At 60.9% G+C, this 14,623-nt stretch carries 9 protein-coding genes; 7 read left to right on the top strand and 2 right to left on the bottom strand.

The window, feature by feature from the left end; translation table 11 throughout:
• Positions 1 to 100: 100 nt before the first annotated feature.
• From AC244_RS27640 to AC244_RS27615, 6 genes are all read left to right on the top strand, one after another.
• A complete protein-coding gene (locus tag AC244_RS27640) occupies positions 101 to 1,297 on the top strand; it encodes a glycosyl transferase family 1 (protein WP_053252029.1) in 1,197 nt (398 codons plus the stop codon).
• The gene (locus tag AC244_RS27635; RefSeq protein WP_053252028.1) at positions 1,294 to 2,292 is read left to right on the top strand and encodes a glycosyltransferase family 2 protein; all 999 of its coding nucleotides are present in this window, start codon (positions 1,294 to 1,296) and stop codon (positions 2,290 to 2,292) included. The genes AC244_RS27640 and AC244_RS27635 overlap by 4 nt, the downstream gene beginning before the upstream one ends.
• A complete protein-coding gene (locus AC244_RS27630; RefSeq protein WP_053252027.1) occupies positions 2,289 to 3,236 on the top strand; it encodes a glycosyltransferase in 948 nt (315 codons plus the stop codon). The genes AC244_RS27635 and AC244_RS27630 overlap by 4 nt, the downstream gene beginning before the upstream one ends.
• Entirely contained in the window at positions 3,233 to 4,249 is a 1,017-nt protein-coding gene (locus tag AC244_RS27625; protein ID WP_053252026.1) for a glycosyltransferase family 2 protein, read from the top strand. The genes AC244_RS27630 and AC244_RS27625 overlap by 4 nt, the downstream gene beginning before the upstream one ends.
• Before the next feature lie 4 nt (positions 4,250 to 4,253).
• Entirely contained in the window at positions 4,254 to 5,159 is a 906-nt protein-coding gene (locus AC244_RS27620) for a UTP--glucose-1-phosphate uridylyltransferase (protein ID WP_053252025.1), read from the top strand.
• Positions 5,160 to 5,228: 69 nt separating this feature from the next.
• Positions 5,229 to 7,586 (top strand): polysaccharide biosynthesis tyrosine autokinase, encoded by a 2,358-nt coding sequence (locus tag AC244_RS27615; RefSeq protein ID WP_053252024.1) that lies wholly within the window; start codon positions 5,229 to 5,231, stop codon positions 7,584 to 7,586.
• 30 nt (positions 7,587 to 7,616) lie between these two features.
• Here the strand turns inward: AC244_RS27615 and AC244_RS27610 are convergent, their stop codons facing one another.
• A complete protein-coding gene (locus tag AC244_RS27610; protein ID WP_414735958.1) occupies positions 7,617 to 9,002 on the bottom strand; it encodes a TrkH family potassium uptake protein in 1,386 nt (461 codons plus the stop codon).
• Between the two features lie 340 nt (positions 9,003 to 9,342).
• Here AC244_RS27610 and AC244_RS27605 point away from each other — a divergent pair, with 340 nt between their 5' ends.
• Positions 9,343 to 9,585 (top strand): hypothetical protein, encoded by a 243-nt coding sequence (locus AC244_RS27605; protein ID WP_053252022.1) that lies wholly within the window; start codon positions 9,343 to 9,345, stop codon positions 9,583 to 9,585.
• Positions 9,586 to 10,008: 423 nt separating this feature from the next.
• Here the strand turns inward: AC244_RS27605 and traA are convergent, their stop codons facing one another.
• Entirely contained in the window at positions 10,009 to 14,607 is a 4,599-nt protein-coding gene (gene traA, locus AC244_RS27600) for a Ti-type conjugative transfer relaxase TraA (protein WP_053252021.1), read from the bottom strand.
• Positions 14,608 to 14,623 lie beyond the last annotated feature (16 nt).

Below are 14,623 nucleotides of genomic sequence, written 5' to 3'. Positions count from 1 at the left end.
GGCAGAACACCGCCGCTTCCGTGCATCGCAACGCCAACGTTGCGATGCACGATTTCTTGAATCAAGCTTGGCTCGGGCTGAGCAGGAAACGGATGTTTTCATGCTGCAGATACTTTATTTCGCACAGGATCTGGCTGACCCCGCGGTTCGCCGCCGGATCCTGATGCTCACGGCAGGGGGCGCACGCGTGACGCTTGCCGGCTTTCGTCGTGGCGCGAACGCACTGGCTGCAATCGAAGGCATCGAGCCGATCGAACTCGGCACGACGCGCGACGGTCGCTTTGTCCAGCGGGTCGCAGCAATCACTAAAGCCTGCCTTTCCCTGCCCGCCAAGTTGCGCGCGGTCGGCCGGCCCGACCTGATCATCGCACGCAATCTCGATATGCTGGCCGTCGCCAACAAGGCGGTTGGCATGTTCGGCGGCGATGTTCCTGTCGTCTATGAATGCCTCGACATTCATCGCCTGCTTCTGCGCCAGGATGTGGCTGGACGCGCCATGCGCGCTAGTGAAGCCTATCTCGGACGCAATGCGCGGCAGCTGATCACCAGTTCGCCCGCCTTCGTCGAACATTATTTCCGACCACTGTCGGGCCTTGATACGCCGGTCATGCTGCTTGAGAACAAGGTACTCGAGCTCGGCGACGGCCCTCGGGTTTCCCCACCCGCCTCCCCTCGACCGGACGGGCCCTGGCGGATCGGCTGGTTTGGCGCACTGCGCTGCCGAAAGTCGCTCGAACTGCTGTCGGCCTTTTCTCGCCGCATGGAGGGCCGCTATGAGATCGTCCTTCGCGGCCGGCCAGCCTATTCCGAGTTCGACGATTTCGATGGTTTCATTCGCAATGAACCACACATGACCTTCCATGGCGCTTACCGCAGCCCGGAAGACCTCGGCGCGATCTACGACGAGGTCGATTTCACCTGGGCGATCGATTTCTTCGAGGAAGGCCAGAACTCCAAATGGCTGCTTCCGAACCGGCTCTACGAGGGCTGCCGCTACGGTCGGGTTCCGATCGCCATGCGCGGTACGGAGACTGCCCGCTTTCTGGCCGTCCGCGGCCTCGGTTTTCTCCTTGATGAAGCCGAGCCGGAGAACCTCGTTTCGCTTCTTGAAGCCGTCGATGCCGACCGCTACGCCGACGCGTCGGGGCGGGTTGCCGCCTGCAATTCCGACACCTGGATCTTTGGTCGCAATGATTGCGAGAACCTCGTGAGGCGCCTTTCGGCAATCGCTTCGACAGCCCTCGAGCCCGCGACACCCCTTTCCCACGCCCGTCAAAACGAAGGTGGTTTGTCATGAACGCAACAGATCTGACGTCGACGCGCAGCCTGATCGTCATCCCCTGCCTCAATGAGGCCGACCATATCGAAGCTCTGGTGGACAAGCTTCGTCCATCGCTGGCGCCGCTCAATGCGGTGGTCCTGATCGTCGACGGCGGCAGCACCGACGGGACGCGTGAAATTATCGCACGGCTGGCACAGGACGATCCGTCCGTTCTGACGCTCGATAATCCCAAACGTATCCAGAGCGCCGCAATCAATCTTGCGGTAGGCGAGTATGGCTCGTCCTTCGATTATCTCATCCGCATCGATGCTCACGGCACCTATCCGAGCGACTATTGCCAGAGGCTGGTCGAAGAAGTGACCGCCACCGGCGCAGACTCCGTCGTGGTTGCCATGGAGACGGTCGGTTTCACGCCCTTCCAAAAGGCGACCGCCTACGCCCAGAATTCCAAACTCGGAAACGGCGGCGCCAAACACCGGCTCGGCGCCACAAGCCACTGGGCCGATCACGGACATCATGCGCTGATGCGGATCGCAGCCTTCAAGGCAATCGGCGGTTATGACGAGAGCTTCAGCCACAACGAAGATGCCGAGTTCGACTATCGGTTCCGCAAAGCCGGTTACCGCATCTGGATGACCGACAGGACGAGCATGGTCTACTATCCCCGCGCAAAGATCGGGCCGCTGTTCCGGCAGTATTTCAGCTATGGCCGCGGGCGAGCCCGCAATGTGCTCAAGCATCGCGTCGTGCCAAGCCTGCGCCAACTGCTGCCGCTCGCCGTGGCGCCGGTGGCCATCGGCGCTTTGCTTGCCGTCATTAACTGGATTGCCGTCATCCCGGTCGTTCTTTGGGCCGCAGCCTGCATCGGTTACGGCGCCTGGATGGCGCTTGGCCAGAAGAACCCCTACGGCCCGCTGGCCGCGGTTTCGGCGATGGTGATGCATTTCGCCTGGTCCGCCGGGTTCTGGCGCGAACTGCTCGACCTTCGCAGCAGGCGGGTCGCACCATGACGAAGCCAACCACCGAAATGACCCGGGATGTTCGGGTCGACATCGCAGTCTGTACGTTTCGTCGAGCCGAACTTGCCGAAACTCTGCGCTCGCTGGCTGCCATCGCTGTGCCTGACGGGACGGCAATCCGCATCATCGTCGCCGATAACGACGTGCAGCCAAGCGCGGCCCCGCTTGTTGATGCCTTGCGGCCGGGAGTTCCCTTCGAGATTGACTATGTCCATTGCCCGGCAGGTAACATCTCGATCGCACGAAACGCTTGCCTCGATAACGCCACGGGCCACTACCTTGCCTTCGTCGACGACGACGAAACGGTTTCGCGTGACTGGCTGCTCCGACTGTTGGAAACGGCCGTCGCCACCGGGGCCGAGGCGGTTCTTGGCCCGGTCCGTGCTGGGTATGACCTGTCCGCACCGTCCTGGATGCGGCGGGGCGATTTTCATTCGACGCGACCCGTGTGGGTCGGCGGCGAGATCGTGACGGGCTACACTTGCAACGTCCTGCTCGATCGCAACCACCCGGCACTTGTCGGCCGGCGTTTCAACCTGGCGCTTGGCCGCACCGGCGGTGAGGATACGGAGTTCTTCACGCATATGCACAAGGCCGGTGGCCGCCTTGCCTATGCGTCCGATGCCTTGGTCTATGAGATCGTGCCGGAAAACCGAGCCAGTTTCCAATGGTTGGCAAAACGGCGTTTTCGCTCCGGCCAGACCCATGGTCGTTTGCTTGCGCAAGCCGCGGCAGGCGGCGGCAGGGCAGTCGGGATCGTTCGTGCAGCCGCCAAGTCAGGCTATTGCGCTATCGCGAGCCTGCTCTTCGTGGTGTCGCCGGTGGTTCGCTCGCGCTATGCCCTGCGCGCCATCATGCATGCCGGCGTCGTCAGCGGCCTACTCGGTGTTCGCGAGCTTGAGCAATACGGCGCATCGGAAGTGGCGGCGCGATGACGAAAACCAACCCAGATGTCAGCTTTGTCATCGCTGCCTTCAACGCGGCGGATACGATCGCGCGCGCGATCGACAGCGCGCTTGCCCAGGAAGACGTCGAGGTCGAAGTGATCGTTGTTGACGATGCGTCACCCGACGAAACCGCTGCCCTCGTTGAGGCCTTGGCCGATCCGCGTATCCGGCTGATCCGGCTCCCGGCCAATCGAGGCCCGGGCGGCGCGCGCAATGCCGGGCTCGACGCAGCCCGCGGCGACTGGGTCGCCATTCTCGATGCCGACGACACCGTTCGGCCCGGGAGACTTGCCCGAATGATCGCGCGGGCGCGCCGTGAAAGCGCTGACATCGCAGTCGACAATCTGGAAGTCTTGAACCTCGATGGCCGGCGCGAGCGGATGTTTGCCGAGGCTACGCTTGAGAAAACACCTACCCTTACGCTTGCCGCCTTCATCGAGTCCAACGTGCTTTTCCGTTCGACCTACAATTTCGGCTACATGAAGCCGATCTTCGAACGTCGGTTTCTCGAGCAGGTGCGGCTGCGCTTCAAGGAAGACATCCGCATCGGCGAAGACTACATCCTGCTGGCCTCGGCCCTCGCCGAAGGCGGGCGCTGCGTCGTCGATCCGTCCGCCGGCTATCGCTATCACATCCGCGAAGGCTCCATCTCCCGCGTGCTCGAACTGCGCCACGTCGATGCGATGATCGCCGCCGATGCCGACTTCCTGAGCACCCACGCCATCGACGCAAGCGCAATGGCGATGCAGCGCAAGCGTAGCCGCAGCCTTTTCGAGGCGCGCGCCTTCCTGCAACTCGTCGAACACCTCAAGTCCAGATCGCTGGCCAGCGCCGTCAGAACCGCGCTCTCCAGCCCCCGCGCGCTCCGGCATCTCAGGATGCCGATCGCTGTGCGACTGCGCCGCCTGATTGCGCCGCTGTCGCGCTTGAAGCCCGCCACGATGACAGTGGCGGCTGAACGATCCACCTCGGGCAAAAGCCCTCACACGAAAAAAGGATGATGCCATGGACCGTATCAGAACTGTCAGAAAAGCAGTTATCCCGGTTGCCGGCAACGGCACGCGTTTCCTTCCCGCCACGAAGGCTGTTCCGAAAGAGATGCTGACCATCGTCGATCGGCCGGTCGTGCAATATGCCGTCGATGAAGCTCGCGAAGCGGGCATAGAGCATATCGTCTTCGTCACCAGCCGGAACAAGCAGGCGATCGAAGATCACTTCGACGACACACCCGAGCTCATTTCGTCGCTGACACGCTCGGGCAAGAACGCCCAGATTTCCGAACTTGAGAGCATGTTACCCAAGGCCGGCTCCGTTAGCTTCACCCGGCAACAGGCGCCGCTAGGTCTCGGCCATGCCGTCTGGTGTGCACGCGACCTGATCGGCGACGAGCCCTTTGCACTACTCCTGCCCGATATGCTTTCCTATGGCGCGCGCGGCTGCATGGCCGGCCTGATGGATCTCTATGGTCAAACCGGCGGCAATGTCGTCGGCGTCGAACAATGCGCGCCCGAGGACGCATCCAAATACGGCATCGTCGGCAAGGGAGCGACCGTGCCGCATGGTTTCGCGGTCACCGAAATGGTTGAAAAACCAAAGGCGGGAGAGGCGCCGTCGAACTTCTACCTCAACGGCCGCTACGTTCTCCAGCCCGAAATCTTCGGCATTCTCGCCCGCCAGCAGCGCGGCGCCGGCAACGAGATTCAATTGACGGATGGCATGCTGAAGCTTTCCAAGGACCAGCCGTTCCACGCCCACCCCTATGATGGCCGCACCTTTGATTGCGGATCGAAGCACGGGTTTATCGAGGCGAACGTCGCCTTTGCGCTAGCCCGTTCGGATATCGGCGATCTGGTCTACGAATCCGTCAGGGACATGGTTTTGTCTCACGAAGGCCGCATCCGCGCGGCATAAGCCCGGTTCCGGCGCCCCGAATAAGGGGCGCCGGCCGATAGACTGTATGGAAACGGACAGAGCGACCCAATGAAACAAAGAAGTCTACCGTTCAGTAGCGTCCTGCCCCGGGAAGCCGAGGAATCCGATGGCTTCATCGATCTCGACCGGCTTTTTTCGGTGGCCGTTCGCCGCGGCAAGACAGTCGGGCTATTCGTCGCCCTGTTCGTCGTGCTCGGCGGCGTTTACCTGCTTTTCGCCACGCCGAACTATACGTCGATGACGCAGATCCTGCTCGACGAAAACCTCTCCAAATACGCGGAAGAGGAGGCTTCGCCGCAAAACAGTCAGATGCTCGACACCCAGATTGCAAGCGCGGTAGAGATCCTCAAATCCGGCGAATTGGCACTGCGGGTTGTCGACAAGATCAACCTTGCCGACAACGACGCGATCCTCAATCCGCCGCGCTCACCTTTCGGCGTCGTCAAGGACTGGATGAAAACGATCACCGGCGTGTTTACTGGCGGTCCTGAGGTATCGGAAGAGGCAGCGCGCAGCGGACGGCGACAGAAGGCGGCGGCGCTCATCCAGCAGGGCCTCGCTGTCGAACGCGTGTCGCGAAGCTCAGTCGTCGCCCTTTCCTACCGCTCGAGCGATCCGCAGCTGGCGGCACAAGTGGTGCGCGCCTATGCCGATTCCTATCTGACCGACCAGTTGAACGCCAATTTCGAGGCGACCGAACGGGCATCCGTGTGGCTGCAGGAGCGCTTGGCCGACCTTAGGCAGCGATCGCAGGTCGCTTCGCTGGAGGTGGAGCAATTCCGCACCGACAACGGGCTGACTTCGGCGCGGGGCGAGCTTATGTCGGAACAGCAACTCTCGGACCTGAACAGCCAGCTCATCATTGCCCAGGCCGATACGGCCACCGCTTCGGCCCGCTACAAGCAGTTTCAGGCAATCGTCGAACAAGGCCCGGAGAAAGCCGTCGACAACGCGACGATCTCGTCGAAGGACGGCGACAACTCGGTGATCCGTGACCTCAGGACCCGCTATCTCGCTGTCGGCAAGCGCGAGCAGGAAGTGACCCAGAGTTTTGGCGCGGATCATCCGCAGGCCGTATCGCTGCGGTCCGAGAAGAACGATATCGGCCGCCAGATCTACCAGGAACTGCAGCAGCTGACCTCAAGCTATCGCAATGAATACGAAGTCGCGCGATCACGCGAAGCCTCGCTGCGCGAAAACATCGAGGGAACCACCGGTCGGAACTCCGACGCAAACCGATCGCTCGTACACTTGCGCGAACTCGAGCAGAAGGCCGCGGCTCTGAAGACGCTCTACGAATCCTATCTCGGTCGCTACGAGCAAGCGGCACAGCAGCGTTCTTTCCCGATCGCCAAGGCGCGGGTGATTTCCGAAGCGGGCGTGCCCGTTTCACCGTCAAGCCCAAAGAAGACGATGATCCTGGCTTTGTCGGCCGTGCTCGGCATGATGGCGGGTGGCGCTTTTGCCGCGTTTCAGGAATTCCGGGAGCGGACGTTCCGTCTCGAAGGCGACGTGCGCTCTATCCTCGGGCACCGGTCGCTCGGCTATGTCCCACTGATCGGCCCACGCGCGCCGACAGCCGCGGACCACATGCGCGCTCGGCTGGTGAAGGACAAGGCACCACCGCAACCGATACCGGAACCGGTGCCCTTCGAACGCGTCAGTCGCATCGTGCTCGACGCGCCGCGCTCCTCCTTTACCGAGACGTTCCGCAACGCCAAGCTCGCCTGTGACCAGATGCTGCATGGAAACGCCTGCCGTGTGGTCGGCATCGTTTCCGCCGTTCCCGATGAGGGCAAATCGATCGTGGCGGCCAATTTTGCCGCCCTTCTCGCCGCCAGCGGCAAGCGAACGCTGCTGATCGATGCGGATATCCGCAAGCCTGGCCTGAGCAAGATGATCACGCCGGCGCCGAAGACCGGGCTTGTCGAAGCGCTGACCGGAGAGACATCATGGCCGGCCGGCATCAAGATCGACCATCAGACGAAGCTTGCCATCTTCCCGGTCGGCGGCGAAGCGAGCAGCCACTACCCGCATGACAGCCATGAGCTGCTCGCCTCGCAGGCCATGGCAGGCCTCATCGAGAACGCACGCAAGTCCTTCGACTATGTTATCGTCGACCTCGCAGCACTCGCCCCTGTCGTCGATGCCAAGGCGTTTTCGCCGCTTGCCGACGGTTTCATCTACGTGGCCGAATGGGGCCGCACACCGTCACGGCTCGTGCGCGACCTGCTCCACGCCGAGCCGCAGATCAACGCCAAGATCCTCGGCGTCATTCTCAACAAGACGGACATGCGCGAACTGGCGAAGTACAGCGATTTCGGCGCCGCCGAACAATATCGCCACCGCTTTGAGAAATACTACGTCGACAACGCCGCTACCCGGCGCGAGGCGGAGCCGATCTAGGCGCCCGGAGCCCAACCCGCTTGGGCTCTCCTAATCCTTCCAGAACAACGGCGTCAGGACGACCAGAACGGTCAGGATCTCAAGACGCCCGAGCAGCATCATGATCGACAACAGATAGAGCGCCGGATCGGACAAGGTGGAGAAGTTTCCGGCCGGCCCGATGATCGGGCCAAGCCCTGCACCGACGTTTGAAAGGGCCGTCGCGATGGCCGACGCCGATGTCAGCAGGTCGTAGCCGAATGCACCCATGGCGAGGCTGCCAAAGGCCCAGATCATCATATAGGCCGTGAAAAACAAAAAGACGGTCCGCTGCACGTCGATATCGACCAGTGCCTTGCCGTAGCGAACCGTGTGGATCGCGTTCGGGTAGATGAGCTTGTAGAGCCCGGCCCGAATGGAATTGAAGATGATGATGAAGCGATAAGCTTTCATCCCGCCGGCCGTCGATCCGGAGCACCCGCCCATGAAGGTCGCGGCAAAGGCGAGCGCGACGATGAAGTCGCCCCACAGCATATAATCATCGCTGGCAAAGCCGGTGGTCGACAGGATCGATGACACGGTAAAGAACGAATGCGCCAGCGCTTCATGGAATGCGACACCGTTTTCCAGCCGTTGAAACAGGCTGGCGGCGATTGCGAGCACCGTCAGGTACGACAGAAACACGATGATCTGCGGATCCTTCAGCGTGTCCAGTCGCCCGCGCACGATGAAGATGATCAGCACCGAAAACGGCAGACTGCTGACCGTCATGAAGAACGTCGCGACCCATAGGATCGGCAGGCTGTTGAAATAGCCGAGTGAGGCGTCGTGGGTGGAAAAACCGCCTGTCGCAATCGTCGACATCGCTTGATTGATCGCATCGAAGCGGTTCATTCCGAGATAGCCGTAGATGATCGCACAGGTGACCGTCAGGACGATGTAGATCAGCACGAAGGCGCGGGTGAAAGTGACGATGCGCGCGAATGGTTTCTCGGTGGTATCGGACGATTCCATCTTGAAGAAGGACAGCCCGCCGACACGCAGATACGGCATGACGAACAGCCCGAGCGCCACGATCCCGATACCGCCAAGCCAGTGAAGCAGCGAACGCCACACGAGGATGCCCGGTGGCGCGTTGTCCAGGCCGGCGATCACAGTTGAGCCCGTCGTGGTAATGCCCGACACCGATTCGAACAGCGCCTCGGCAAAATCGAGATTGACCGACGATAGCCAGAAGGGAACGGCACCGACAAAGGAAACGACGAGCCAAAGGAGATTGACGAGGAGAAAGCCCATCTTACGATTGAACGGCGGCGGTCCGCCTTGCGTTGCCGCCACGGTCACAAGCGAAAGACTGCCCATCAGGCACGCCGAAACGGCGAAGACCTTCCAGTCCGGATGGCCGAAATAGAGATCGACCAATGCCGGGATGAACATCGTCAGCGAGAGATAGAGGCCGACCTTTGCGGCAATGTTGATGGCGGACTGGTAAATGGTCGCGTTCAACGGTCAATCGCCCCGGTCTTGGCTGTCCTCATGCCCGCTCGCGCTGCGCGAGTCGCTATTGTCTGCCATCCTCATCGGCATTACCGGCCAGCGCCGACAAACGCAAGTTAGGCACCGCGCGCACCGACCACCGCAGGTTTTGCGCGATCCCGACGATCGCTGTGGATCGGCGACCTGATCACATGATCGTGGCGCGACAAGTCATCACCTTGACTCATTTCTGCGTGTAAAGCCTCATTGAGCAAACGCCTCCGCAATCTTGAGCACTGACATGACCCCCGCACGATTTACCCAATGCCTGCTTACCCTTCGCTGGACGCCCATCAATCTCGCAAGCGCCCTTCATTGCAATCTGGCGTGGATTGAGGCGATGGAGACGGGCGACGAAAAGGTACCGGCGGAACTGGCGACCTGGCTCGAAACATTGGCCACGGCCCATGAGACGCTGGGCATCCCGGTGGCCTATCGCGGCAAAGGGCTGGAGCCCGCGAACAGCCGCGGGGCGCGGCGCTAACAATCGCCGGCACCGAGTTTGGCTGCAGCGGAGAATTTCGGCGCGGGGATTGCGCGCAATCGGCTTCGGAGAGCTTCGCAGCAGCAACATCGCCCGACGTTTTTTAGAGCTCGGGCCAGAACGCGGTGTGCCTTCGGGCACGGCGACAGCTTTTTAAAGACCGCTTCCGTCAATGCCGCAAAACCTGCGTGATTTGATCCACGAGAAAGGGTCCCGGCGTTGATACGCCGGGTCATCGTCATGTGCGGCTCTGCGGCTCCCTACGGCCTAATCTGGCAAGCGCGTTCGCCTCCGGGCCGCCGACGCCTTCGGTGTCGAAGACTGCCGCTTGATCGGAAAATGCGCTTCGATTCTCTAGATCCGAATTGCAATTTCGACGAGCCGATCTTGTCAATTTACATACTCGTGCCGGCCAATGACACCCTATAGCGGGGGGCTTCGTGCCTGGTCGATCGCGCGGCGCTGGCGCTCGACGCTTGCCTCTTCTGCTTGGTAGGCGCCAGTGGCCCGCTGAAGCCAGCGCAGACGATGGCGCATCGCCTCAAATGCCGCCCATTGCGATTTCGGCACCACTTTAATCGCATCGCTGTCGCCGCGGGTGAGTGCCCCCGGTCCGAAACGTGCATCGAGCGCCTTACAGACGGTTGCGAACTCCGCACGGATCTCCGGTTTAAGCGCCCGGACCTTCCGCGCTAGATGCTTCGCATTCATCGCCGTCTGTTCCGTCAAGCGACGGAGTTCGCTCTCGGCTTCTTTGGTCAGCCCGGGGATAGCGACGGTCATGCGGTTTCGCTCAGTGCTGACTGCCAACAACTCCGCCTCGTAGGCGGCGGCGTAGGAACGCCCCATTGCGCGAATGCAGGCGGCAGCGGTAGTGACAGACTGCAATGCTTCCCGATGCTCTCGTCCTGCTGCCAGGAACCTGTCCAACACCCTGTCCGAGCCACGCAATGCACCATAGGCGGCGGGATCAGCGACAACGGCATGGACAATGCGTTCGGGGTCGATCTTCTTTGTTACAAGGCTTTCGATCGTCGCGACCGCGGCGGCCGGATCGCGCCAGATCCGAACTGCGTCCCGGCCGAGTCCCGCCCTCTCTTGCCTATAGTGCAATACCTCCACCGCCTTCAGCCGCGCCTCATCCTCCACACGTGTCTTGAATTCGGTTGCAGCTGGCAGCATTGGCAGGCGCGCGACCGCATATTGCGGAGCAAATGCTGCCGGCGCGATGAGTTGAGCGGGCTCGCGTTTTTCGATCATGCGCTGCTCTGCCGCAAAACGTCTAACGCCCGAAAACAGCGCTGTCAGTTCGACCTGCTTTTCTTCCACCATGCTTTCCGGCATTCGCATCGCCGTGTCGCGCTTAGCGAATCCATCTGCCTTGTCGGAAAACGCAAGCCACCCGAACCGACGGGTCAGGGCCTCGTCGATGGCCTTGACCTCCTGGACTATTGAGCGATCCTGCGTGGCGATCCGGAAAGCGGACCGATAAGCTTCATCCCCCCCTTTCGCCCCGGCCAGTTCGATCTCCAGAAGCCGCGCTCTTGCGTTTTCGGAAAGTGCCGGAACAAAGAAGCCCATATGCAATCTGCGCATCCGCTCGCGGTTGAGGAAGCGCGCTTCTTGTCTGCGAAACTCCGTCGCTTGGGCTCGCGCCAAAAGCGCGAGCTCTGGCACAGCTGATAATGCCACCGCCCTCTCCTTCCGGGCCGCTTGACCGTCGACAAGGTTCTCGCCGCCACGCAGGTTCCCGAGTCCTTTTGGCGACCGAGTAAGCCCGTCTGCGATCAGCTGCGGATCCCTGGCGGTATTCGAGGTTTGCTCGTTCAACCGCGCAAGCGCGGCCGCCGGGTCGCGGTAAATCCGCTTGAGCAAAGGCATGATGATCGCTTCCCGCTCTGCCCAGGCAGGTGATGCGAGATGGGTAAGACGTGCATCCTCCTCGAGTGTCCGCGAGAACGACATCGTTGCCGGGAGTAATGCCGGATCGCCATCCGTAGCGATCTTAGGAGCTTGCCGCTTGGCTGCACTGCTGCTTGCCTCAATGCGTTCGGAATGCTCAGTCGCAATGTCAAGCGCGGCGTTTGCTCGTTGCCAAAGCTGGACCACACGACCACGCTGATCGGAAACCCAGCTCAGCGCACGAAAGGCTTTCTCAACCAGGCTCCAGCCGGAAACAACCTCAATTCCGCGGCGCCGCGCGAAGTCGTCTGCCAGTGATCGGTATGCATCCTCCGTCACGTAATCGAGCGTGGTCGTTTTTCCGCCCGAACGCGAGAGCCGTTCAACCAACTGCGGAAATAGGTCCGGCAAACGGTTTTCCCTGGCAATCCGGCGTTGTCGGTCCTCTGCCTTCTCGATCAACCCCGCCGTCCAGACGTTGCGCTCGACAACACGCTCTTCGAAGCGCCTTGTGCCAGGGTCTTCACCGATGACCGAAACCTTGACCGTGACCTTTTCTGTCCCGTCCTTTCGAAGCATTACGGTGTCGCCGACCTGCACTCCGCCATCCTCTAGCGCCTTCGGCAGGCTGACGCCCCACAGACGATGGGTCATTCCGTCTTCAATACGAAGATCGGCATAGGGACTTGAACCTACATCATCGCGCGCGCGAAACTTCGCAAAACCTGTTTCGACAAGCTCGCCGGTAACGCCGTCGGTGTAATCGGCACGCAGCGCTCTGTCGCATTCCCGCCTCCGCTGGAAATCCTCCTGCGCGGCATAAAGATCTGCGCGATCGCGGTGGCGGGTCATCGCGACATACGTCAGATGCTGGTCCATCATGCCGGTCGCCAGCACGAAGGCGCGATTAAAGGTCGAACCCTGGCTTTTGTGGATGGTGGCGGCATAGCCATGATCGACATTGCGATAGGTACCCTCGGCAAAAACGACATCGCGTCCATTGTCGAGCCGGACCGTGAGCAGTGTCGTCTCACTTCTGGCTGCCGTCGAGCGAACCGTCCCGAGCATGCCGTTCTTCACGTGCTGAACAGTGAGGTTCTTGGCATACGGCTCGACGAACCGGGCATTTTCGAGAAAGATGATTCGGTCACCAACCGCGAATTCCCGCACACCGCGCTCGGTCAAGAACGGCCTGCCGTCCGATAACAATCCATCCGTCGAAAGCACATCGCGAATAGAACGGTTCAGCACCTTTACATCGTCATTGGTATGCGCGAGCACAGTCAATTCGTCGCCACGAAGTTTGCGACCTTCAGCCTCCGCTACCAGTTCGCGATGTGCAGTTGTCCAGTCTATGACAATGCGCTTGATGGCAGCCTGACGGGTCTCGGCGCTAACGATATGTCCGCGTTCGCCATAAGCGGCAAGGGCCGCTTTCACATCGCCGCGGGCAAATTGCTTAGAGGCGGTACGCGCCCATTCCTCTTTCTGCCGCCGGACACCAGCCAGTTCCGCAGAGCTGATGCGCTCGACAATCGCCCGGAAAGCCGCACCCGCCTGAATCGGCTGAAGCTGCATCGCATCACCGACGAGCACCGCCTTTGCGCCCGCATCCTCGATGCGCTTCAACAAACTCCCCATCTGTTTTGACGACACCATTCCGGCCTCGTCTACGACTAGCACATCGCCTTTTCCGAGAAGGTCGTTTCCCCGTTCCCAAGCACGCTCCCAGGAGGCGATGGTGCGGGCGCGAATGCCGGAGCTTTCCTCCAATCCTTCAGCAGCCTTGCCGGCGAGTGCCGCACCGACGACACGCAGCCCCTCTGCTTCCCAGACAGTACGGGCGGCACTTAACAATGTCGATTTACCGGCACCGGCCACACCGACGACCGCGGCGATGGCGCCACCGGCGGTAACATGCCGGACGGCGTCGATTTGCTCTGCGTCGAGCCTAACACCCGCGGCAGAGCGTTCTGATCCAAGTGATGCAACGGCGGCATCAACACAGGTCTTAGAGACACCGAAGCCATTCATCTTCGACAACTTGGTTGCCAAGCGTGCCATTTCATATTCGGTTCTGACCAGATCGCGCGTAGTGAACACCGTCGGCCGCTCGACTTTGCTGGTTTCGCTATTTAGCCGCTGTGGCTGCAGTATCACTAGATCGTCCGATGCCATCAGCCTGGCGCGTATATTGGCAAAGACGATCGGATCGTCGATATAGCGATGAAGCGCGCGTGCGATGTCCCTCTCATTAAAGGTCGATCGCTCGTTGGCGAGTTGCTTAAGCAACAGGGTCGGATCATCCATGAGCCGGTCGGCAATCTCATAGCGCCTGGCCAATGCCGTCGGTGAAAAATACGTTTCGATGCCTTTACGAACAAGCGCAGCACGATCCGGACCGAAATGCCGCTGCTCCAGTCCGCGAAGTCCTTGTTCATCGTAGGAACGACCATCGAGGTGGAAGTCATGACCGGCAAGCGCCAGATGGCGACTTGCCGTTTCCGCCCAGGCGACCTTCCACTTCTTCATCGCATCCTTGTCGCCTGCCCACAGCCGATAAACGATTTTCCCCTCAGGTCGGTCGGGCGTTTTGACGCGTACCGGCTGGCCGTCTTCGCCGACGATCGCGACTTTCTTCGGGCCGAACCCTTCCTCGGCCAAAGGGCGCAGCGTTGCCATGATATGGACATGCGGATTGCCGTCCTTGTCGTGATAAACCCAATCGGCGACCATTCCTCGCGACGTGAGGTTCTCGCGCACGAAGTCGCGCACAAGTTCTATGTTCTCCTTGCGGTCTAATTCCACCGGAAGCGCGAGAATGATCTCGCGAGCAAGCTGCGCATCGCAGCGCGTCTCGAAACGGTCGACCGCGTTCCAGAGCACCTTACTGGCACCAGCGACCGTGCGCCCATCTATGGCCGCTTTCAGCCATGCGGGTGTCTCGGCCGGCAAAGCAAGCTCTTCATGCACCAGCTCCACAGCCCCGCCATAGTAGCGGAATTCCTTACCGATCTGTTCGTCCATCATCTTAGTGCGATGACGATAGGCAGATGCGGAGATGATGCTGCGTCCGGCACTCCGACTGATCACCTGTGCTCTCACGAACATGATAGCCAAATCAGCTCGAACTCCT

The sequence above is a fragment of the Ensifer adhaerens genome (assembly GCF_001270265.1).
Lineage (GTDB): Bacteria > Pseudomonadota > Alphaproteobacteria > Rhizobiales > Rhizobiaceae > Ensifer > Ensifer adhaerens_B.
This window is presented reverse-complemented; position numbering and strand designations above follow the sequence as displayed.